Here is a 23,245-nt window from a genome sequence, read left to right as displayed (position 1 = left end):
TGTGATTTTAAGCGATCCCGCCCCTTTATTCATCTTAGCCAATAACCAAGAAAGCGATTAATTAAAATTTAGAAAAGAGTGACAACAAAAAGGCTAAACGTGACACTGAAATGCGACATTCATCAGATTTTTATTCTATCAAACGCCATTTTGCGGTACTTTAATAAAGTATTTAAATTAATTTCAGGAAATCGGCAATGCAAAATATCGGGATGTCGTCAAAACTCAACAGCGTATGCTACGAAATCAGGGGGCCTGTACTCAAACATGCTAAGCGCATGGAAGAAGAAGGGCATAAAATACTGAAGCTTAATATTGGTAACCCCGCCCCATTTGGTTTTGACGCCCCTGATGAAATCCTTGTTGACGTAATCCGTAACCTACCGACATCTCAAGGTTACTGCGACTCAAAAGGCATCTATTCAGCCCGCAAAGCGGTTGTTCAGCACTACCAGAAAAAAGGCCTACGTAACCTTGATGTAGAAGACGTTTACATTGGTAACGGCGCATCAGAGCTTATCGTTATGTCTATGCAAGCGCTACTGGATAACGGTGATGAAATCTTAGTTCCCGCTCCGGATTACCCACTATGGACAGCGTCTGTTGCGCTTTCTGGTGGTACACCGGTTCACTACATGTGTGATGAAGATGCTGATTGGTATCCAGATTTAGACGACATGCGCGCGAAGATCTCACCAAAGACGCGCGGCATCGTTCTTATCAACCCGAACAACCCAACAGGCGCGGTATACAGCCGTGATTTCCTATTACAAGTGGTTGAGATTGCTCGTGAGCACGGTTTGATCATCTTCGCCGATGAAATCTACGACAAAGTACTTTACGACGGTGCGGTACACACTTCAGTGGCAACGCTTGCTGAAGACGTATTAATGGTCACGTTCAACGGCCTATCTAAAGCTTACCGTGTATGTGGTTTCCGTGGTGGTTGGATGTTCTTAACAGGCCCTAAACACCTAGCGAAAGGCTACGTTGAAGGACTAGAAATGCTGGCCTCAATGCGTTTGTGTGCCAACGTTCCGATGCAACACGCTATCCAAACCGCACTCGGTGGCTATCAGAGTATCAATGAGCTGATTCTTCCAGGCGGTCGACTGCTTGAACAGCGTGACCGTGCATGGGAACTGATCAACAAGATCCCTGGCGTTTCTTGTGTGAAACCGAAAGGTGCAATGTACCTGTTCCCTAAAATCGACACCAACATGTACAACATCAAAGACGATCAGAAGTTTGTACTCGACTTCCTTAAGCAAGAGAAGGTGCTATTGGTTCAAGGTACGGGCTTCAATTGGCCGAAACCGGATCACTTCCGTATCGTGACTCTGCCGCACATCGAAGATCTAGAAATCGCAATTGGTCGTTTAGAGCGCTTCTTACAGACTTACAGCCAAGACGACCTCATCGAAGGTTAATGAGCACAAAGAAAGATGGCTACAATTTGCTGTTTTAAAAGACTTTAACTTGTATTCATTCACTTCTATGCTTAAAAGGCTCCTGTTTAGGAGCCTTTTTTGTATCCGCTGTCTCGTATCCCTGTGCAAACACAAGATACGAGTGGAGTATTGTTTATACCAATCACAGTAAGTAAGTGTTCAGAAATAGCGTAGGGAAAAAGCTTGAGAACAAGGCAGCTATTTTCGACAAGCAGCTTCGATAAGTAGTTATTCTACAATCAAAAATTCTAACATAGTTATCGAGTTTTTTAACAAGCTAGGATGACCAGTTATTTACTACGATTGGTACTATAAGGACATTTATGAAACAGAGCCATTTCTTTGCCCATCTCGCACGCATGAAGCTAATTCAACGCTGGCCCCTGATGCGTTCGGTATCAAGCGAGAACATTTCAGAACATAGCCTACAGGTTGCTTTCGTGGCACACGCCTTGGCACTGATCACAAACAAGAAGTTTGATGGTCAGCTTAACCCCGAGCACATTGCTCTGCTTGGCATGTACCACGACACCAGTGAGGTACTGACGGGTGATTTGCCAACGCCAGTTAAATACTACAACCCGGATATTGCACAAGAGTATAAGAAGATAGAAGCCGCGGCAGAACAAAGACTGCTTTCGATGTTGCCAGAAGAGTTCAGAGACGACTTCGCCCCCTTCTTAATATCTGGTACTGCGAGTAAAGAAGAGCAAAGCATCGTCAAGCAGGCAGATACTATCTGTGCGTACCTGAAATGCTTGGAAGAGCTCAGTGCGGGCAATCATGAATACGAGCAAGCCAAGCGCCGATTGGAAGAGACACTCGAACAACGCAAAAGCCCAGAAATGGACTACTTTCTCACCACATTCGCACCGAGCTTTGAATTATCACTAGACGAGATAAGCTAGCTGGGTATAAGTTGTTTTTAATTAGCTAAATAAAATCAATTTGATAGGTGCTATTTTGAATTCTCAACTCGAACCACCCTTTGTACTCGAACAAGAATGGCAGCATCGAAATGACGATGAACATAAAATAAGACGGGATGACCACCGCAGCCCGTATCAGCGTGACCGTGCGCGCGTGCTTCACTCTGCTGCTTTCCGTCGCTTACAAGCGAAAACCCAGATCCATGGCACCACGGTCAACGACTTTCACCGAACGCGCCTTACCCACTCTCTTGAGGCCGCTCAGCTTGGCACCGGTATCGTCGCTCAACTGAAGAAAAAGCAGCCCGAATTTCGAGACCTATTACCCTCAGACAGTTTGATTGATTCACTGTGTTTGGCTCACGACATCGGTCATCCACCCTATGGACATGGCGGCGAAGTCGCACTCAACTACATGATGCGCGACCACGGCGGCTTTGAGGGCAACGCTCAAACGTTTCGCATAGTCACACAGCTAGAACCTTACACTGAACATCACGGGATGAACCTATCTCGACGCACTTTGTTAGGTCTAATTAAGTACCCTTCTCTGCTGAGTGAGGTTCAAGCTAAATTGCAGTCTGAACCCGTTAAGCATCAACGACAACTCCGAGCTAAAGATTGGATGCCAGCAAAAGGCATCTACGATCATGATGAAGAGTTGTTTAACTGGGTGCTTGAACCGCTTTCAAGCAGCGACCAACAGCTCCTAAAACAGAAAAGAAAAACGCATACCGAGCCACTTGAGCACAACAAGACCAAATATAAGTCACTGGATTGTTCGATCATGGAACTTGCTGACGACATCGCGTATGGCGTGCACGATTTAGAAGATGCGATTGTGCTTGGCTCTGTGACCAAAGCTCAGTGGGTCGAATCGGCTTACCCTCAACTGAAAGAGATGGCCGACCCATGGATTTGTGAACACCTAGATTCAATTACAGAGATGCTTTTCTCTGGTGAACAGTATCGTCGAAAGGATGCGATTGGTGGGATAGTCAACGCACTGTTGACCAGTATCTCGATTAAGCGAGTGGAGGCTAACTTTGAGAATGTACTGTTGGCTTACAATGCGGTGCTCGAGCCGAGCATGGACGGCACACTCGATAAGCTGAAACACTTTGTCAGCGAGTTCGTTATTCAAGTGCCACAGGTTCAGGTCATCGAATACAAAGGTCAACAGATCATCATGGATATGTTTGAAGCATTCAGCGCAGATCCTGAACGCTTGCTGCCACTGCCCATCAAGAAGCAATGGCTACAACATCAAGATGAGTCTCGAAAAATGCGCGTGATAGCCGATTACATTTCATCGATGACTGATGATCTTGCGCAGAAAATGCATCAGCAATTGTTCTCAGCTCATACCGAGTTTTAATTCCTGACTCACTTTACTAAAACGGCTTAATCTAAGTAGTTTTTCTCAAACACGCCCGGCGGCATTTGATTGATTTGAAACTGAATCATTTGGTCAAATGCCGTTAGCAAAGGGCTAAAGTCGCCATCACGCTCTAACAAGCTAAGTAAATGATAGCCAGCTTCAACGGTTGAAAGGCTATTTTCACTGGGTGCTTTGCGAATTCGGTAATTACCCTTGAGATCTTTCGGTAAATGAACCGTGTTCAACGCATGCAAGTTACTCGATACTTGCCACATCTTGAATGCTTTCTTCCACGTGCCATCCAATAAAATCACACGCAGCTTCTTATTGGGAGATGTCGCCGACTCAACTGAAACAGAGTTTTCGCTTGGGTATAAAATCACATGTTGATACTGTTCATCGCACAACAATGCGTTGAGTTGTTCGTTGTCTGAAAAGTCTTCGCCAACAAACGTCACGCTGTTATTAAGAGATAACGAGAGAATACGCGCTGTTCCCATCGGACGATGCTCTTCTGATGGGTGCTGAAGAATGATAAGCTCAACATTCGATTCGAGTGGTGTAACCCACTGACAAATACAAGCTTTCAAAGCCTTGCTGCATTGGGGGCAATAACGAGACATGGATTTAATGTGTACCCTGTTTTAATTTTCATTTCACTTTTATGCGTCTTATTCCAATTTGAGCCAATACAAGCTTGGGTCGTTTGGGATAGCAATGCGATTGCCGATGGGCAATGGTGGCGAATCCTAACAGGAAACTTTTCACATACCAACTACTCGCATCTTCTGATGAATCTAGCAGGCTTGTGGATCATCAGCTACCTGTTTCAACCGAGTAAAAAACAGCTTGTTGTTGCTTTGCTTGTGATCAGTTTAGTGACTGGCGTCGCTCTGTTGTTTTCAAGTATTCAGATCTACGTTGGCCTATCGGGCACTTTGCATGGGTTGTTTGGCTTATGCGCGCTCAGAGAGGCTTTAAACGGCAGGAAGTCTAGTTGGCTGTTAGTATTCGGATTAGTCGCTAAAATCGCTTGGGAGCAGCTTATTGGCCCTTCTAGCACGACTGGTGAACTGATTAATGCTCGTATCGCGATTGAAGCCCACCTAGCAGGTGCATTGGCCGGAGGCTTCATATCTATCGCTTCATTTCTAACAAGTAGAAAAACGGGTCAAAGTTGAATTCTTTCGCGGTTCTTTTCAACCGTCGCTTCACCTATCCCTTTGACACTCACCAAATCATCAGCAGTAGTAAATGCCCCGTTCTGATCTCTGTAATCGACGATTTCTTTGGCTTTCTTGTCACCCACGCCAACCAATAGTGCTGAAAGTTCTTCTGCCGTCGCGGTATTGATGTTGACCGTAATCTCAATGCCTTCGTAAAGCTCAGCCTTGGTTGGGCTGTCTGCAAACACGGCAGGGCTTAAGAGCATCAGAAATGAAAGAATTAGTGTTGAATATATCGTGCGCATAAATAGTTCCTTTGTTCAAAAAACGTAACTTATGCATTTGCCGCGCTAGATAACACAATCACCAGATAAAAATAAAGCGGATCACCTAAGTGACCCGCTTCGTTATACATCTTATTTTCATCAGCTTGTTTGTTGGCTCACAAATCTGAATTAAAGCCTAACAATCACGTATTGATTTCAGTAGTAAGCTCTAACTTGAGCTTGCTACTGAGGTAATCAAACGCTTACTGACCTTGACCCACTACGTAGTATTCAACGTCTGCGTTTTTACGAAGTACGTTTAATACGTTAGTCAGGTCTTGCTGGTTACCAACTCGCTCCAACTGTGCACCAATTTGAGTGCTGTAGGCTGGGTTGATCTCAGCCGTTACTTTAGAAAGCTCAACAACAACGATATTACCGTCTTGGTCTTTAGATTGACCGAACACAGCTTGACCTGCTTCTGGTTTCGCTAGAGCGAATACAGATGCCGCTAATGGCGAGTTACGGTCAATCGTTTCAAGTTCAGTGAACTCAAGGTTGTTGTCCGCTAGTACTGCTTCATTGCCTTGCTCAAGTTCGTTCACTAGAGAAACACCTAGCTCAACCGCTTGCTGCTCTGCTTGTACAGCAGACAGTGCAGCGACAACTTGATCTTTCACTTCAGCTAGAGGAAGAACTGTCTCATCACGAGTCTCTTCTACACGAACAACAATTACGTGCTCAGGTGCAACTTCGATAACTTCCGAGTTTAGACCGTCTTCTTTCACTTCAGGGCTCAAGATAGCTTGCATAACTGCAGGCGTCATCAGAACTTCTGGAGCGTCAACTTGAGAGATGAAATCTGTCGTTGTGATCTTCGCGTTGATAGCTTCTGCAGAATCATCTAGAGAATCTGGGAATTCAAACGCTACTTTTTCTAGCTCAGTTTGTTGCTCGTAGAACTGATCAACTGCGTGTTGGTCTAGAAGCTCTGTCTTAATCTCTGCCGCTACTTCAGTGTAAGGCTGAGCTTGAGACGCTTTTAATTCGTCTAGCTTGATGATGTGGTAGCCGAAATCAGATTTAACTAGGCCAGTAGTATCGCCAATATTCTCAAGAGCGAAAGCCGCGTCTTCGAATGCAGGGTCCATAACATCGCGCTCAATCCAACCTAGGTCACCGCCAACGTCTGCACTACCGAAGTCGTCAGATTTCTCTTCCGCTAGCGTAGCAAAATCAGCGCCTGAATTTAGCTCGTCTAGGATTGCCTGAGCTTTCGCTTCGTCATCGCCTTGAACTAGGATGTGGCTAACTTTACGTTGCTCTTCCGTTGAGTACTTGTCTAGGTGCTCTTGGTAGTATTTCTGTGCTTCTTCATCGCTTACTTCAAGCTGAGACTTAAGCGCTTCAGCAGAAAGCTCAATGTAAGATACCTTAGCTTGCTCTGGACGAGTGTAAGCTGCTGGGTTCTCTTGGTAGTACTGTTCGATTTGCTCGTCAGTTAACTCGATGTCTTTTGCAAGGTCAGCAACAGACAGTGTCACTGTGCGAATGTCACGAGTTTGTGCGATAAGCTTGCTCTGAGTATCGATTTCGCCCTGAAGAACGAATTCACTGCCTTGAAGTGCAGTCACAAGCTGGTTGCGCATAAGGTCACGACGCATGTATTCAGCGAAGCTCTCTGCGCTGAAACCTGCACGACGTAGTGCCGATTGGTAAACTTCTTGGTCGAATTGACCCGCCGTTTGGAACTGAGGCATTTCTAGAATCATGGTGCGGATTTGAGAATCACTGATTCGTAGGCCTAGAGACTCAGCTTGCTGCTCAAGCAGTACGTCATTGATCATGCGATCAAGTACTGATTTACGGAAAGACTCTACGTAAGCAGGGTCTGCAAGCATTTGCGCGAAGTAATCGCCAAGTTGAGACTGCATACGATTACGTTCGTTTTGGTAAGCCTGTTCGAACTCACCACGAGCAATTTCTGTGTTGCCAACTTTAGCTGCTGCGTTGTTACCGCCACCGGTGATGTAGCTGCCTACACCTGCGAATACGAATGACAGGATAATCAACCCAAGGATAATTTTTACCGCGATGCTATTCACGCCTTCGCGTAATCGATCCATCATAATTTAAGTGCTCTCCGGATATGAAGCATTGGCTTCAAAATAAAAATCTATTCACGCGATATTATCAGAAAAAGAAATGCGCATCAGTAGGATGCGCATAATTTAAATAAGTTCAATGTGCTTTGTACACATACTGTTTAAGAATGAAACATCATTTTTCAAACAGTAAACGCATTTTACTGCCTTCCCCTCTTAAATGGAGGTTTCAGCAGTGAAAATTAGTTACATGCGTCTTTAAGTGCTTTACCCGCTTTGAAGCCAGGTACTTTAGCTTCTGCGATTTGGATCTCTTCACCAGTTTTTGGGTTACGACCTGTACGAGCAGCACGAGTACGAACACTGAAAGTACCAAAGCCAACAAGTGCAACTTGGTCACCAGATTGTAGCGTTGTGCCAACTGCTTCGATGAATGCGTCTAGAGCGCGGCCAGCTGAAGCTTTAGAGATGTCTGCGTTTTCTGCGATTGATTCTACTAGTTGTGTTTTATTCACTGTTTTTCCCCTATGTGTCATCTGTGACTACTTCTGATGACTGTACGTTCCATTTTGGTTTTAATTTAGCCGCAAGCCTTATTGCAAAAGGGCTGCCGCTTTGATCAATAACTTAGCGTCCAAAAAAAACGCTGACAAGCCTTTTCGGGCCTATCAGCGTAATTCTTTACTTATTTTTGCTATGCATCACTATTTTTTCACGTCAAACTCGACCCCTGACGGATCTCGTTCTAGCGCGACTTTGAGTACTTCATCAATCCACTGAACCGGGATCACCTTCAAGTCAGCGATTACGTTGTCTGGAATCTCTTCCAAATCACGCTCATTGTCTTTAGGGATCAGTACAGTTTTGATGCCGCCACGGTGTGCAGCAAGCAGTTTTTCTTTCAAGCCACCGATAGGTAAAACTTCACCACGAAGGGTAATTTCACCTGTCATACCGACCTCTGCTTTAACCGGGTTACCCGTCAAGCTAGAGACAAGTGCAGTACACATTGCGATACCCGCACTCGGGCCATCTTTCGGTGTAGCACCTTCTGGTACGTGAACGTGAATGTCACGTTTTTCGTAGAAATCTGAGTTGATACCCAGTTTTTCAGCACGAGAACGAACCACTGTCATTGCCGCTTGAATCGACTCTTTCATCACGTCGCCAAGTGAGCCAGTTTGCGTTAGCTTACCTTTGCCCGGCATTGCTTCGGTCTCGATAGTCAGTAGATCACCACCCACTTGAGTCCACGCTAGGCCTGTTACTTGACCGATACGGTTGCTTTCATCCGCTTTACCGAAGTCGTGGCGTTGAACACCTAAGTACTCTTTCAGGTTATCAATGTTAACCGTTACAGACTTAAGATCGCTGTCTAGCAAGATGTTCTTCACTGCTTTACGACAGATCTTTGAGATTTCACGCTCTAGGCTACGTACACCCGCTTCACGCGTGTAGTAACGAATGATGCCGATGATTGCAGAGTCTTCAATCTCAATTTCATGAGGCTTAAGACCGTTGCGTTGAACTTGCTTGTCCAGTAAATGGCTCTTAGCAATGTTCAGCTTCTCATCTTCTGTGTAACCAGATAGACGAATCACTTCCATACGGTCCAGTAGAGGCCCAGGAATGTCCATCGAGTTCGATGTTGCCACGAACATAACATCTGACAGATCGTAATCTACTTCTAGGTAGTGATCGTTAAATGCGTTGTTTTGTTCTGGATCTAGAACTTCTAGAAGTGCTGAAGATGGGTCGCCACGCATATCAGAAGACATCTTATCGATCTCATCTAATAGGAACAGTGGGTTCTTAACACCAACTTTAGACATCTTCTGGATCAGTTTACCCGGAAGTGAACCGATGTACGTACGACGGTGACCACGAATCTCAGCTTCATCACGAACGCCACCAAGTGCCATACGCGTGTACTTACGACCCGTTGCCGCAGCAATCGAACGACCTAGCGAGGTTTTACCTACACCAGGAGGACCAACAAGACAAAGGATTGGGCCTTTTAGCTTGTTGATACGGTTTTGTACTGCCAAGTATTCAAGAATACGTTCTTTAACACGCTCTAAGCCGTAGTGGTCTTCGTTTAAGATCTCTTCCGCTTTCGCTAGATTCTTTTTCACTTTTGAACGCTTAGCCCAAGGAACGCCCACCATCCAATCAATGTAGCTACGTACTACTGTTGCTTCAGCAGACATTGGCGACATCATTTTCAGTTTTTGCAGTTCTTGCTCGGTTTTTTCACGAGCTTCTTGAGGCATCTTAGAGTCTTCGATCTTCTTCTTCAGAGTCTCGAATTCATCAGGAGCGTCGTCCATCTCGCCAAGTTCTTTCTGAATCGCTTTCATTTGCTCATTCAGGTAGTACTCACGCTGAGATTTTTCCATTTGCTTCTTAACGCGGCCACGAATGCGTTTTTCAACTTGCAAGATGTCAATTTCTGACTCCATTTGGCCCATCAAGAATTCCAGACGTTCAGTCACATCTAAGATTTCTAGAACGTGCTGCTTGTCTACCAGTTTCAGTGGCATGTGTGCAGCAATCGTATCAGCAAGGCGAGCTGCCTCATCAATACCGTTCAGAGATGTTAGAACTTCTGGTGGAATCTTTTTGTTCAGCTTAATAAAGCCTTCGAATTGATTGATCGCGCTGCGAACAACCACTTCTTGTTCTTTTTCGTCAAGTTCTGAGGTTACAACGTATTCTGCGTCCGCTAAGAAAAACTCACTTTCTTTGAATTGGTGAATTTTTGCACGCTGCTGACCTTCGACAAGCACTTTAACAGTACCATCAGGGAGCTTTAGTAACTGAAGAATGGTAGCGACAGTTCCTACTTTAAATAGGTCGTCAATTGAAGGCTCATCAGTGTCCGCTTCTTTCTGCGCTACAAGTAGTACTTGTTTGTTAGCTTCCATTGCCGATTCAAGGCAAGTAATCGATTTTTCACGACCAACAAACAATGGAATAACCATGTGTGGGTAAACCACTACATCACGTAGAGGTAGCACGGGGATTTCGATACGCTCGGAACGTTCCAAGTTCATATATTTCTCTCTTCCGCTTTAACTTATAAAGCAGTATATGGGGCTTAAACGACTGGATTCAATGGAAGAATAAAAAAAAGGAGGTAATTGCTTACCTCCTTTTTCAATTTGAGTGACTTGTCTAAAAAAGACCTACTCTGCAACAGCTGCTTGGTTATCTGAGTTGCTGTAAATTAATAGTGGTTCTGACTCACCATTAATTACCGACTCATCAATCACAACCTTGCTTACATCAGTTGAAGATGGCAGTTCGTACATAGTTTCTAGTAGAACACCCTCCAAGATAGAACGTAGACCACGAGCACCTGTTTTACGGTTCATTGCTTTCTTAGCAATGGCACGTAAAGCATCTTCACGGAATTCTAACTCTGTATCCTCAAGCTCAAATAATGCTGCGTACTGTTTTGTAAGTGCATTCTTTGGCTCACATAGGATTTGGATTAGCGCTTCTTCATCAAGCTCTGTCAGTGTTGTTGTCACAGGTAGACGACCAATGAATTCTGGAATCAGACCATATTTCACTAGATCTTCAGGTTCTACTTGAGTGAACAATTCACCGATAGTTTTGGTTTCATCTTTTGAACGCACTTCTGCGCCAAAGCCGATACCTGAACCTGTTTCTACACGCTGTTCAATCACTTTATCTAGGCCTGCAAACGCACCACCACAGATAAATAAGATCTTAGACGTGTCCACTTGCAAGAACTCTTGCTGTGGATGCTTACGACCACCTTGAGGTGGAACTGAAGCTACTGTACCTTCAACAAGTTTTAGTAGAGCTTGCTGTACACCTTCACCAGACACGTCACGCGTGATTGATGGGTTTTCAGCTTTACGAGAAATCTTGTCGATTTCATCGATGTAAACAATGCCGCGTTCCGCTTTCGCTACGTCGTAATCACATTTCTGAAGCAACTTCTGGATGATGTTTTCAACATCTTCGCCCACGTAACCCGCTTCGGTTAGTGTTGTTGCGTCTGCCATTGTGAAAGGAACGTCTAGGAAACGAGCCAATGTTTCAGCCAGTAGTGTTTTACCACTACCAGTAGGACCGATAAGAAGAATGTTACTCTTACCTAGCTCTACGCCTTCAGCTGTCGTATCACCATTACGTAAACGCTTGTAGTGGTTATAAACTGCAACTGCTAGCACTTTCTTCGCGTATTCTTGACCGATTACATAGTCGTCAAGATGCTCACGAATCTCACGCGGCGTTGGCAGCGATTCCGATTCTTTCTTAGGAAGAACATCTTTAATTTCTTCACGAATAATGTCGTTACAAAGATCGACACATTCATCACAAATGTAAACAGAAGGACCTGCGATTAACTTGCGAACTTCGTGTTGGCTTTTGCCACAGAAAGAGCAGTAAAGCAGTTTACCGCTACCACCCTCTTTGCTTTTATCTGTCATTCGCTAACCTCTTAGCCTTAACTCTCTATGCTTGAGTGTATATCAATTTGAATCACTTTGCGTTAAACAATTGCCCTGCAATTATTGACCGCGGTGATTAAGAACTGAATCCACCAAGCCGTATTCTACTGCTTGATCAGCAGACATGAAGTTATCACGATCTGTATCGCGCTCAACAACTTCTAGAGGCTGACCAGTGTGCTCTGCCAATAGTTTGTTTAGCTTTTGTTTGATCGTTAGGATCTCTTGCGCGTGAATTTGAATATCAGACGCTTGGCCTTGGAAGCCGCCAAGTGGCTGGTGAATCATTACACGTGAGTTTGGAAGCACGTGACGCTTACCAGGAGTACCACCCGCTAGTAAGAATGCACCCATAGAGCAAGCTTGACCCATACATACTGTGCTCACGTTTGGCTTGATGAACTGCATTGTGTCGTAGATAGACATGCCTGCTGTTACGCTACCGCCAGGTGAGTTGATGTAAAGATAGATATCTTTGTCTGGGTTTTCTGATTCCAAGAAAAGCAGTTGAGCCACGACAAGATTTGCCATGTGGTCTTCCACTTGACCTGTTAAGAAAATGATACGTTCTTTTAATAGACGAGAATAAATATCGTAAGAACGTTCACCACGGGAAGTCTGTTCAACCACCATAGGAACTAGTGCGTCCATAATCGATGGCATTGTATTTTTTTCTTGGTAGCTCATATTCTTATGTCCCTAAAATAAATGGCCCGAATGATTAAATCATACGGACCATTGTTAGCAGAATTGTTGACCGTACGTCAACCTTCTACGTCAGATATTACTATATTAAGCAGGTTGCTGATTCATTAGCTCGTTGAAGCTAACTTCTTTATCAGAAACTTGAGCTTTAGCGATGATTGCATCAATAGCTTGCTCTTCTAGAGCAACGTTGCGCATGTTGTTCATCATTTGCTCGTTTTGCTCGTAGTAAGCAATAACTTCTGTTGGATCTTCGTATGCTGTAGCCATCTCTTCGATGATAGCTTTAACTTTCTCGTCGTCAGCTTTTAGCTCTTCAGTCTTGATTACTTCACCAAGTAGAAGACCTACAACTACGCGACGTTTAGCTTGCTCTTCGAACAGCTCACGTGGAAGTTGGTCAGCAGCTTCAGTGTTGCCACCGAAACGTTGAGCAGCTTGTTGACGTAGAACACCGATCTCTTGATCGATTAGAGCAGAAGGTACGTCGATGTTGTTTTCGTTAACTAGACCGTCGATAGCTTGCTCTTTGATGCGGTTCTTAACAGCTTGCTTAAGCTCACGCTCCATGTTCTTACGAACTTCAGCTTTAAGACCTTCAACGCCGTCAGTTGCGCCGAACTTAGCAACGAATTCTTCGTTTAGTTCTGGAAGTTCACGAGCTTCAACTTTGTTCAGCTTGATAGAGAACTTAGCTGCTTTACCTTTTAGGTTTTCAGCGTGGTAATCTTCTGGGAAGTTTACGTCGATTTCGAATTCCATACCTGCTGTTTTACCAACGATACCGTCTTCGAAGCCAGGGATCATGCGACCAGCGCCCATCTCTAGTGGGAAGTTCTCAGCTTTGCCGCCTTCAAACTCTTCACCGTCGATAGAACCAACGAAGTCGATAGTTGCACGAGAACCAGCGTCAGCAGCAGCTTCAACTTCAGTCCAAGTTGCTTGTTGCTTACGTAGAGTTTCGATCATCTCTTCAACGTCAGCTTCTTTAACTTCTACTGCTGGTTTCTCAACAGTGATGTTTTCTAGACCTTTCAGCTCAACTTCTGGGTAAACTTCAAAAGTTGCGTTGAATACTAGGTCAGCGCCTTCGTTGTTTTCAACTGGTGCGAAAGTAGGTGCGCCAGCTGGGTTGATTTTCTCTTTAACGATCGCTTCGATGAAGTGACGTTGCATTACTTCGCCCATCACGTCTTGACGTACTGCTTTGCCGTACATTTTAGCAACCATCTTCATTGGCACTTTGCCTTTACGGAAACCATCGAAACGACGGTTTTTCGCGATGTTGCGTAGTTCAGCTGTAACTGCATCTTCGATGTTAGCAGCAGGAACAGTAATATTAAGACGGCGCTCTAGGCCTTCTAGCGTTTCAACAGTAACTTGCATTATATAAACCTCAAAACTGGCTCAGTAATCTGAGCATATGAGCCGTAACTTAGCTTTAATTCAAAAGCAGACGTTGTTGGCTGCATCCTTGTGTAGTGCTCTATCCGAACACCTAATTTAAAATCGAGCATTGATGTCTGAATTGATTATTCAACCAAACACCAGACTAATCAGCGATATCTTCGTTCTTCACACGTCGATTAAAACGCAATAAAGCTTGTTTTCAGAAACAAGAAAGGTATCTCCGATTAGCCTCAGGACAGAAATTTTAGACGCGACATTCTAGCGATCTGTTTAATCTCTGTCGAGCCGTTCACCTCTGCATGATGATGAATGCTCTAAATTCGTCCAACTAAGTGATACAAAAACGATCAAATCATCACTTAGCACAACAGAAATGGGGACAATAGCGACTTTTTCAAGGGAATCGAGGGCTTTTTTTGCTAAAAACCTTAAAAAGAGATCTTGCTCTTGTTTTACCCCTCAGAGTCGATAACTTTTTCAACAATCCCCGTTACAAACCCTTAACCTACATCCATCTGTTCACTCTCTGCTTTCAGCAAAAACTACCGCTATTTGCTACCATAAACGAGAGAAGACAGGCTTGATTGTTTACCAAAGAAATCAGCGGAGAGCCTTCATGTTTCAAGCTTTTAAAATCCCAATACTGTTAATGGTCACATACAGTTTACTGATGGTGTTTGGCGGTCATTGGGTGTGGAGCACGAGCCATGAAAGTTTGTTAAATGATCATCAATCTAAGCTGGACCGCTTTTCTGTTCATATTTCAAGCCAATTGGATAAGTTCGCGCACATTCCCGAGCTGCTTTCAAAAGACAAAGAGCTGGTCGATGCCCTGCACTCTCCAAGTAACTCTGCGCAAATCGAACTCACTAATCGTTATCTAGAGCACGTAAACTCGGTGATTCAAGCATCCGACACCTACCTACTAGACAGTATCGGCACCACCATTGCAGCCAGTAACTGGAATCAACCGCGTTCTTTTATTCGTCGTAACTTTGCTTTCCGCCCCTACTTTCAAGAAGCGATTATTGGCAATGAAAATCAATATTTTGCGCTAGGTTCAACCTCTGGAAAGCGAGGCTATTATTATTCTTACCCCGTCTCCTATGCCGCCGAGATTATTGGCGTCATTGTCGTAAAGATGGATTTATCGCTGATTGAAGCAAGTTGGAAAGGCAAACAGAGTTTTTTTGTTGCTGACGATAAAGATCAAATTGTATTTATGTCGAGTAACCCTGAGTGGCTGTTCAAAAGCCTTCAGCCGCTAAGCGAAGTACAACACACTCGAATTCAAGAAAGCAGGCAGTATCTCGATACAAAAATAGAAAGCCTGCACTTCTCCGGCGATTTAGACAGTGCCACCAGTCGTATTGAGTCGCCACACAAACTCGTCCAAGAGCAGTTCTTTAGTTCTTCGCGTTTCCTAGCCGAACCAAGACTCACCATACGGGTATTTTCTCCAACCCACTTAGTTTGGTGGGACTTGGTTGCTTACCTTGTTGTTTTGAGCCTAATCTTTGCGATTATTTATCTAACAATGCAGCTCAACCACCATAGACAACAAAGACGAGCACAGATAGACAGGCTGCAATCCGAAGCCAAGCAAAAACTCGAATTTCAAGTGCTTGAACGTACATCGGAGTTACATGTTGAGATCAAACACCGTATCGAAACCGAGCATGTTCTGAGGCAAACCCAAGACGAGCTCATCCAAGCCGCCAAACTAGCAGTGCTAGGGCAGATGTCAGCGAGCATCAGTCACGAACTGAATAACCCGCTTGCCGCGATTCGCAGTTATGCCGACAACGGCCGATTGTTTCTTGCCAAAGAAAAAACCGATCGTGTCGATGACAATCTATCGCGAATCTCGGCACTCACTGATCGTATGGCGAAAATCAGCCACCAGCTTCGCTCGTTCGCCAAAAAATCTACTGCGGAAGAGCTACACACCTTACAAATACTCCCAGTTTTACATTCATCGAAAGAGCTGATGAAGCCACAACTCAAGAGCGAGCGAGTTAAGGTCAACGAACTCCCTGAGACCTTTGATGCTTGCGTGCTCGCCAACGCCATTCAACTGGAACAGGTGATCATTAACCTGCTGACCAACGCGATTCAGGCGGTGGAACAACAAGATGACAAACAATTAGCTATTCTGTTAGAGATTAGAGAGTCCGACCATCAACAGGCCAATACCTTGTTGATTCATGTCGATGATAACGGCCCCGGCTTCACCTCCCCTTCGAACGGAAACTTTTTTGAACCCTTTCATACCACCAAGAAAAACGGACTTGGACTTGGACTATCGATTTCTCAACAAATAATCAGCGGAATAAATGGCAAGCTCGTTACCGGTAGTAGCCCTCAAGGCGGTGCTCGATTCAGCATAGAGCTGCCCCTTGTTGAACAAGAACAGCAAGCAAAAACTCAGCAATAACCAGAATACAAAGAAGTAAAGGAATCACTATGTGTCACGTCTATTTCATTGATGATGAATCCGACCTAAGAATGGCGATAGAACAGAGCTTCGAGCTCGCCAACATTGATGCCGAATTCTTTCCCGACGCGGAGTCTGCTCTGCTCGCGATTCAAGAAAACGGCTTACCTCACGTGATCATCACTGATATCTGTTTACCGGGTCTATCCGGGCATGATCTGCTCAACACCGTAATGCACAAAGACAAAGAGATCCCTGTGATCATGATTACTGGTCACGGCGATATTTCAATGGCCGTTCAAGCCATCCAATACGGCGCCTATGACTTCATTGAAAAACCTTTCGCTAATGAACGCCTAGTCGAAACCACTAAGCGAGCGATAGAAAAACGTCAGCTCACCCTCGAGAACCTTGAGTTAAAACGTTCACTTAAAGCCAGCCAAGCACTTGGTCCAAGGATCATTGGTGACACGCAATCAATGACGGAGCTGCGGTCTATCATCACTCACGTTGCCGATACCAATGCCGACATATTGCTATTTGGCGAAACAGGCACTGGCAAAGAATTAGTTGCACGCTCTCTGCATGAACAAAGCAGCAGGCGAGAACAAAACTTCGTCGCAGTCAACTGCGGCGCAGTACCTGAAAATCTGATTGAGAGTGAACTGTATGGCCATGAGAAAGGGGCATTCACTGGCGCAGAAAGCAAACGTGTCGGTAAATTTGAATTTGCTCAGGGCGGAACTCTATTCTTAGATGAAATTGAGTCCATGCCAATGCAGGCACAAATTCGCCTGTTGCGCGTCTTGCAAGAACGCGTCATCGAAAGGGTTGGGTCTAATGGTTTAGTCCCTCTAGATATTCGAGTGATTGCGGCAACTAAAGTCGACCTAAAGAAAGCCGCTGAAGAAGGCACTTTCCGCCAAGACCTCTATTATCGACTCAATGTTGTGACCTTAGATTTACCGCCGTTAAGAAGCCGACAAGAAGATATCCCAGCACTCTTCCACCACTTCTTACTGGTCGCTGCGGCGCGTTATGGCAAGACTGCCCCTGCCCTTCCACAAAAGGAGCTGCACGCGCTTTTGGCTCATGATTGGCCGGGAAATGTTCGAGAATTACGTAACAGCGCTGAACGCTTCATCTTACTAGGGAAATTAGCTCAACTGGGTGATGGTGCGAACTCAGAGAGCCACTCAGACACCAGCATTAGCCTATCGGACCAAGTGGCAGAGTTCGAAAAAGCGGTGATCGAACGCGCGTTGATTGAGAATGAAGGGAGTATAAAATTAACTATGTCTCAATTAAATGTCCCAAGAAAAACGCTTTACGACAAAATGCAGCGTTATCAAATCGACAAAGATAATTTTAAGTAAAACAATAGATTTCGAAGTGAATAATTAAGCTGTGAGATAAAAGAATCAAACACGAAATAAAACGCAAAGCGTAGCTTAATCTGAATGTATATCGAAACTGGCAGAGATAAGGTTCATCTTCCATAATTTATATGTCGACTTTAAGGATAAGTTGCATATGAATGAAAAAACGACCATTCCTGTCATTGTAGATACAGTGCTGATTGATGACCATTATGAAGTAGAAAGAAGATCTGGGCGCGAGCGAAGAAAGAAAAAAGTACGCTGGAAAGGTTATGACAGGCGTTTAAGCGGCACAATAAGGCGCGGGAAAAATAAAGCGATAGATGAAAAGGTGTAACTCTTCATCTATCGCCGTTATTTACATTGATAATGAAACCGTTCGTTACACTAGCCGTGTAACTAAACAGCCCACTACTTGGTTATGATTTCCGGTCCCATCAATGTGGTCGGTAACCATGTAGATACCCACGGCACGTAAGTGACGATAATCAGGAACAGGAACATCACGCCTACCCAAGGCAGTGCCGCTTTCACCACGTTCATCATCGACATCTTGGCGACCCCGGCGGTCACAAACAAATTGAGCCCGACAGGCGGCGTTATCATCCCTATCTCCATGTTCACTACCATCATGATACCTAGGTGGATTGGGTCGATACCGAGTGCAATCGCGATTGGGAAAACCAGCGGAGCAACGATGATCAGCAAGCCTGATGGCTCCATGAACTGCCCACCAATCAAGAGTAAAACGTTTACTACAATCAAAAAGGTGATCGGACCCAAGCCCGCAGATAGCATAGACTCAGTGATCATTTGAGGAATGCGTTCTTCGGTCAGTACATGCTTAAGAATCAGAGCATTGGCAATGATAAACAGCAGCATGATCGTCAGCTTACCTGCATCATAGAGCGTGTCTTTGGTATCTTTGTGGAAGAAGGTTTGGAACACTTTAACCAAAGCAGGCTTTGTATTTTTCTTGTCCGCAAACGGCCCCATATCTTTATAGATAAAGTTGGCAATAAAGAACGCGTATACCGCTGCAACAGCCGCCGCTTCCGTCGGTGTAAAGATACCGCCGTAGATACCACCCAAAATGATGACAATCAGTAGCAGACCCCAACTTGCGTCTTTTGCAGCTGCGAACATCTCACCCCAGCCTACAAATGGCTGTGCAGGAATTTTCTTAATACGTGCTGCAATGTAGATAGCTATCATCAACATCACTCCCGCCAACAGTCCAGGAATCACGCCACCTAAGAACATACGACCGACAGATACATCCGTCGCCGCAGCGTAAACCACCATAACTATAGATGGTGGAATCAAGATACCCAACGTACCCGCGTTACAGATAACCCCTGCCGCGAACTCTTTCGTGTAGCCGTTTTTGATCATACCCGCGATAACAATACTACCGATTGCCACTACCGTTGCTGGAGACGACCCAGATAACGCTGCGAACATCATACACGCCACAACCGATGCCATTGCTAAACCGCCGCGGAACCAACCCACCATTGCAATAGCAAAACGGATAATACGTTTCGCCACACCACCTGTGGACATGAAGCTAGAGGCCAAGATAAAGAAAGGAATCGCTAAGAGAGTGTAGTGGCCTGCAAATGCATTAAACAGCGTTTGTGCAACGGATGCCAAAGAAGCATCTGAATGCATCAATAAGAATATGACGCTTGATAAACCGAGGGAAATCGCAATTGGTACACCGACCAACATGAAAGCAATTACCATTAAAAATAGAAATAACATTGCCATGATTAATCTTCCTTACCGTTAGATTTTGTACCCGACTCGTTCGCCTTGTTTTGCTTAGTCGAATCCAATACCGCTGTCGCGTCTTCATCAGAACCCGCTAGCACGTCTGCTTTCAATGCATCCAGCTCTTCTTCGGCTTCATGCCCCGCAATCATGCGGTCAAGCTTGCCTGTTACGACTTGGTAAGCAACTTGAGCAAAACGGAACGTTAGCATTGCCATACCAATCGGCAGCGCCATATAAGGAATAAAACGTGGCAGTTTCTCGTATCGCTCGCCTTCATTCATCCAGTCGGCAAGGAACTGAAGCATCTCTGGCATTGGAATATCATCGGTCTCGTACCAAGCGCGCTCAGTCGCGAACGGGTACCAGTAATTCCAAGAACCTATAAGAAGTAAGATTGAGAATGCTAGGCAGCTTGTGACGGCGATTAACGCATACACTTTGCGTAGCTTTTCTGGGGCAAGGTTGATGATCACATCAACACCAATGTGGAAGTGTTTTTTAACGCCATAAGATGCGCCCACTAACACCATCCAAGCGAACATGAACACCGTCAGTTCTAGTGCCCATAAGATATTGCCATTGAATGCGTATCGAAATACCACATTGGCAAAAGTAAGTAGCGTCATTGCGCCAAGGAAAAATGCGATTAATGACTCTTCAATCACATCGGTAACTCTTCCGACTTTGGAAAAAAAAGAGGTTTCCAGTGCTGATTCGCTAGAATTTGGCTGTTCCATTTGAGGATTATCCATAATTGACTCCGCTTATAGTTATTTTAATAAGGAGTGGCGAAATGCACGCCACTCCCTTAGCGGTGTTATTGGTTTGAAGCTAACGCTGCATCGATAAGATCTGAACCGATGTCTTTTTCAAACTTCTTCCATACTGGTTGAAGCGCAGTTACCCATGCTTCACGCTGTTCAGGCGTAAGCGTACGAACCTCACCACCAGCTTCGATGATGTTGTTTTTGTTCGCTAGGTTAACTTTTGAAGATTCTGCGTTACGAGTCTCAGACACTTCTTGAACGATTGTGCCAAGTTGCGTACGTACATCTTCAGGTAGGTCTTTCCAGAAGTCGTTCGACGTTACTACCAGGTAATCAAGAATACCGTGGTTAGTTTCTGTCACGCCGTCTTGTACTTCAAAGAACTTCTTACCGTAGATGTTTGACCATGTGTTCTCTTGGCCATCGATAACCTTAGTTTGCAGGCCGCCGTATACTTCTTTAAAAGACATCTTCTGTGGGTTAGCGCCTAGTTGTTCAAACTGAGCCACCAATACGTCTGATGCTTGAACACGGAATTTCAAACCTTTCGCGTCTTCAGGGCTAATAAGAGGTTTGTTCGCCGACATCTGTTTCATACCATTGTGCCAAAACGCTAGACCCTGTAGGCCACGACGCTTCATTGCATTTTTCAGCTTTTCACCAGATTCTGAGTTTTGGAAACGATCAACGGCTTCTACGTCTTCAAATAAAAAAGGAAGGTCAAAAATGCGGTATTTCTTAGTGAACTTCTCAAATTTAGACAGCGATGGCGCCGCCATTTGAACATCACCATTTAACAGGGCTTCCAGTACCTTATTATCATCGTAAAGTGTTGAGTTAGGGAAAACTTGCATACAAGCTTTGCCATTCATTTCCGTGTTTACTCGCTCTTCCAGTAAAGAAGCGGCGATGCCTTTCGGGTGCTTATCGGTATTGGTTACATGACTGAATTTAATTACGATTTCACCAGGGTCACAGTTTGCAGCAGCATTAAAACTGGTGAGCGCCAGAGCAGATACAGACAGTAGGGTAAGAGGCTTAAACATTATTATTCTCCTTAGTAAACAAAGCAGCCCTTCAATGGGAACTGCGTGCTTTCACTAAGGCAATTAGCGCGCCACGTTGATACAAAACATTAACAACCCTTTAACTACAAGGCTTCATCATAGTTGCCAACATCAGTCGCCAGTTGTTTGCAAAATTTAATGGGTGGGAAATGACACATAGAATATTTGTAAATGGGTGGGAGTTGACCAACGTATCACTAATGGATACAGCCGAATGAGGTCTGACCAAGAGCCACATTGCCGATGATGCCTTGAAGTAATTTCAACCTATCCTGTAGAGTGCTGCTCAACTTAGCCAGATTTACCACTCCACTACTTAACAAGAGTTGATACCAATGAGTCAGATCTACCATCACCCAGTACAAATTTACTATGAAGATACCGATCACTCTGGTGTGGTTTATCACCCTAACTTTCTTAAATACTTCGAGCGTGCGCGCGAACATGTCTTGGGCAGCGATAAACTGGCGGAGTTGTGGAATGAGCACGGACTAGGTTTTGCAGTCTATAAAGCCAACATGACTTTTCAAGATGGGGTTGAGTTCGCTGAGATCTGCGACATCCGAACCTCTTTTGAACTCGATGGAAAATACAAAACCTTATGGCGACAAGAGGTTTGGCGTAAAGATGCAACCAAACCTGCCGTGATTGGTGATATCGAGATGGTTTGCCTAGATAAAGACAAACAACTTCAGCCTGTACCCGCAGAAGTATTAAAAGCGATGCTTGGCGACACGAGTTAGCCAATATTACGAATGTCTGAGAGCGAGCCGTGTTCAAGATTAGAAGCTAAAGGTTCTAGTGTAACGAACGTAAACTCAGCCAAGTAGCTTCGATTTGGGGAAGCACTTAATCTCTAATTGCATAGGAAGCGTTGCACCACCAAGCGTCACGGCAAATCGAAACTGGTTATCCAGCCTTCCTAAACTGCATTGCCAATCTGTTGAAGTATTGTCATTTTCAGCAGCATCCAACCCTACACCGTTATGGACAATGATTCCTCCATGTAACTCTGGTCGTAAACCCGACGAATGAACTGGCAGCGTTTGTTGAGTTAGATTGGAAAAATCGAACGAAAAACTTTTCAATGATGTGGCCAACCCCTTACCTGTCGCTTTGATGTACGACTCTTTCAGTGCCCACAAATCAAAAAAACGTTCTCTTTGAGATACCTCATCCAGCTCGAGTAAATCGTTAATCTCAAATTCCGAAAAGTAATGCTTCATGATCGCCGCGATGTTGGTCGAGCTTCTTGCATGTTCTATATCCACCCCAAGCTGTAGTGGTTGCCCTTTCGTTCGGCAGACAGCAATCAGTAAATGATCTTGACTGTGGCTAATATTGAAATTCAGTCCGGTTTTGTGTTGCTGCTCTGCAATCAAGCTTGGTTTGCCTTTTTCACCATACTCAAATCGCCACTCTTCAGCCGTCAAATCAGAGTAGATCGACAGAACCTCTCGTAAGTAGTTACGAACATAGAGCGCTTGGATCTGAGATGAAGGCATTCGATAACGCTCAACCTTAGCGACTTCATCGTCGGTCAGTTTCTGTTTAAGGCACGACACATGATCAGTACCTTCATCCAAATTGCTTAGAGAACAAAGCCACAAATCAACGACTGGTGTTTCCATCTTTTGAGCACTCACTTCTTAAAAATCACTATTCATAAAGCCATCAATAAAACATCAAAACGAACAAATTTAACTCACCTATGTTTTGAGGGAAACATAGAGAATTTGGGCAGGAAACACCCTTCATATGCGGACTTAAAACTAATTTTTCAAATAATAACAAATTAAAACACAGATCACACTTAGCCTTACGGAACAGTCATCTATTAAATGTTACTTACAAAAATCTGACATAGATCTCACCAAGTCAAAAAATAGAGCATAAACACTAAAAAACCACTC

20 protein-coding genes and 1 pseudogene are annotated in these 23,245 nt (G+C 44.5%); 8 read left to right on the top strand and 13 right to left on the bottom strand.

Going from position 1 to position 23,245, the window contains the following annotated elements; translation table 11 throughout:
• Positions 1-197: 197 nt before the first annotated feature.
• The 3 genes from AB4503_RS04990 to AB4503_RS04980 all read left to right on the top strand — a co-directional run bounded on the left by AB4503_RS04990 (position 198) and on the right by AB4503_RS04980 (position 3,758).
• On the top strand, positions 198-1,430 hold the full coding sequence (locus tag AB4503_RS04990) for a pyridoxal phosphate-dependent aminotransferase (RefSeq protein WP_017060166.1): 1,233 nt from the start codon (positions 198-200) through the stop codon (positions 1,428-1,430).
• A 344-nt stretch (positions 1,431-1,774) separates the two neighbouring features.
• Entirely contained in the window at positions 1,775-2,359 is a 585-nt protein-coding gene (gene yfbR, locus AB4503_RS04985) for a 5'-deoxynucleotidase (RefSeq protein WP_372113815.1), read from the top strand.
• Positions 2,360-2,414: 55 nt separating this feature from the next.
• Positions 2,415-3,758, top strand: coding sequence for an anti-phage deoxyguanosine triphosphatase (locus AB4503_RS04980; protein ID WP_017060614.1), 1,344 nt, complete (start codon positions 2,415-2,417; stop codon positions 3,756-3,758).
• A 26-nt stretch (positions 3,759-3,784) separates the two neighbouring features.
• Here the strand turns inward: AB4503_RS04980 and AB4503_RS04975 are convergent, their stop codons facing one another.
• The gene (locus tag AB4503_RS04975) at positions 3,785-4,384 is read right to left on the bottom strand and encodes a tRNA-uridine aminocarboxypropyltransferase (protein ID WP_017060615.1); all 600 of its coding nucleotides are present in this window, start codon (positions 4,382-4,384) and stop codon (positions 3,785-3,787) included.
• A 9-nt stretch (positions 4,385-4,393) separates the two neighbouring features.
• Here AB4503_RS04975 and rrtA point away from each other — a divergent pair, with 9 nt between their 5' ends.
• Entirely contained in the window at positions 4,394-4,942 is a 549-nt protein-coding gene (gene rrtA, locus AB4503_RS04970) for a rhombosortase (protein ID WP_372113813.1), read from the top strand.
• Here the strand turns inward: rrtA and AB4503_RS04965 are convergent.
• The 8 genes and pseudogenes from AB4503_RS04965 to AB4503_RS04930 form a co-directional block, all read right to left on the bottom strand.
• Positions 4,933-5,232 carry a helix-hairpin-helix domain-containing protein gene (locus tag AB4503_RS04965; RefSeq protein WP_017060617.1) on the bottom strand — a complete coding sequence of 100 codons (300 nt, stop codon included), beginning with the start codon at positions 5,230-5,232 and terminating at the stop codon, positions 4,933-4,935. The two genes, rrtA and AB4503_RS04965, sit on opposite strands and share 10 nt — an antisense overlap.
• 224 nt (positions 5,233-5,456) lie before the next feature.
• Positions 5,457-7,322, bottom strand: coding sequence for a peptidylprolyl isomerase (gene ppiD / locus AB4503_RS04960; protein WP_372073000.1), 1,866 nt, complete (start codon positions 7,320-7,322; stop codon positions 5,457-5,459).
• Between the two features lie 218 nt (positions 7,323-7,540).
• The gene (locus AB4503_RS04955; protein WP_012604504.1) at positions 7,541-7,834 is read right to left on the bottom strand and encodes an HU family DNA-binding protein; all 294 of its coding nucleotides are present in this window, start codon (positions 7,832-7,834) and stop codon (positions 7,541-7,543) included.
• A 168-nt stretch (positions 7,835-8,002) separates the two neighbouring features.
• Positions 8,003-10,354 carry an endopeptidase La gene (gene lon, locus AB4503_RS04950; protein WP_017060619.1) on the bottom strand — a complete coding sequence of 784 codons (2,352 nt, stop codon included), beginning with the start codon at positions 10,352-10,354 and terminating at the stop codon, positions 8,003-8,005.
• A gap of 132 nt (positions 10,355-10,486) precedes the next feature.
• Positions 10,487-11,767 (bottom strand): ATP-dependent protease ATP-binding subunit ClpX, encoded by a 1,281-nt coding sequence (gene clpX, locus AB4503_RS04945; protein WP_009847283.1) that lies wholly within the window; start codon positions 11,765-11,767, stop codon positions 10,487-10,489.
• Between the two features lie 81 nt (positions 11,768-11,848).
• Positions 11,849-12,475: an ATP-dependent Clp endopeptidase proteolytic subunit ClpP gene (clpP, locus tag AB4503_RS04940; protein ID WP_004736080.1), complete on the bottom strand. Its 627-nt coding sequence runs from the start codon at positions 12,473-12,475 to the stop codon at positions 11,849-11,851.
• A 105-nt stretch (positions 12,476-12,580) separates the two neighbouring features.
• Positions 12,581-13,879 (bottom strand): trigger factor, encoded by a 1,299-nt coding sequence (tig, locus tag AB4503_RS04935; protein WP_017065881.1) that lies wholly within the window; start codon positions 13,877-13,879, stop codon positions 12,581-12,583.
• 294 nt (positions 13,880-14,173) lie between these two features.
• Positions 14,174-14,356: pseudogene (locus tag AB4503_RS04930) on the bottom strand (hypothetical protein); the annotation flags it as partial.
• Positions 14,357-14,519: 163 nt separating this feature from the next.
• On the opposite strand from AB4503_RS04930, the gene AB4503_RS04925 reads away from it, so the two are divergent.
• The 3 genes from AB4503_RS04925 (at position 14,520) to AB4503_RS04915 (ending at position 18,056) form a co-directional block, all read left to right on the top strand.
• Positions 14,520-16,340: an ATP-binding protein gene (locus AB4503_RS04925; protein ID WP_102429105.1), complete on the top strand. Its 1,821-nt coding sequence runs from the start codon at positions 14,520-14,522 to the stop codon at positions 16,338-16,340.
• Between the two features lie 29 nt (positions 16,341-16,369).
• Positions 16,370-17,716 carry a sigma-54-dependent transcriptional regulator gene (locus AB4503_RS04920; RefSeq protein ID WP_372113811.1) on the top strand — a complete coding sequence of 449 codons (1,347 nt, stop codon included), beginning with the start codon at positions 16,370-16,372 and terminating at the stop codon, positions 17,714-17,716.
• A gap of 157 nt (positions 17,717-17,873) precedes the next feature.
• Positions 17,874-18,056, top strand: coding sequence for a hypothetical protein (locus AB4503_RS04915; protein ID WP_017064086.1), 183 nt, complete (start codon positions 17,874-17,876; stop codon positions 18,054-18,056).
• Positions 18,057-18,130: 74 nt separating this feature from the next.
• On the opposite strand, the gene AB4503_RS04910 is transcribed toward AB4503_RS04915, so the two are convergent.
• From AB4503_RS04910 to AB4503_RS04900, 3 genes are all read right to left on the bottom strand, one after another.
• Positions 18,131-19,492 carry a TRAP transporter large permease gene (locus AB4503_RS04910; RefSeq protein ID WP_004736074.1) on the bottom strand — a complete coding sequence of 454 codons (1,362 nt, stop codon included), beginning with the start codon at positions 19,490-19,492 and terminating at the stop codon, positions 18,131-18,133.
• Positions 19,493-19,494: 2 nt separating this feature from the next.
• Positions 19,495-20,250 (bottom strand): TRAP transporter small permease, encoded by a 756-nt coding sequence (locus AB4503_RS04905; protein WP_009847290.1) that lies wholly within the window; start codon positions 20,248-20,250, stop codon positions 19,495-19,497.
• Positions 20,251-20,315: 65 nt separating this feature from the next.
• A complete protein-coding gene (locus tag AB4503_RS04900; protein ID WP_017071719.1) occupies positions 20,316-21,311 on the bottom strand; it encodes a TRAP transporter substrate-binding protein in 996 nt (331 codons plus the stop codon).
• Positions 21,312-21,667: 356 nt separating this feature from the next.
• Between AB4503_RS04900 and AB4503_RS04895 the strand changes: the two genes are divergently transcribed.
• On the top strand, positions 21,668-22,075 hold the full coding sequence (locus AB4503_RS04895) for a thioesterase family protein (RefSeq protein WP_372113808.1): 408 nt from the start codon (positions 21,668-21,670) through the stop codon (positions 22,073-22,075).
• Positions 22,076-22,150: 75 nt separating this feature from the next.
• Here AB4503_RS04895 and AB4503_RS04890 read toward each other — a convergent pair whose 3' ends face one another.
• Entirely contained in the window at positions 22,151-22,963 is an 813-nt protein-coding gene (locus AB4503_RS04890; protein ID WP_017060627.1) for a 4'-phosphopantetheinyl transferase superfamily protein, read from the bottom strand.
• Positions 22,964-23,245 lie beyond the last annotated feature (282 nt).

Source organism: Vibrio sp. 10N.222.55.B11, from assembly GCF_041473705.1.
In the GTDB taxonomy this organism is placed as follows: Bacteria; Pseudomonadota; Gammaproteobacteria; order Enterobacterales; family Vibrionaceae; genus Vibrio; species Vibrio crassostreae_C.
This window is presented reverse-complemented; position numbering and strand designations above follow the sequence as displayed.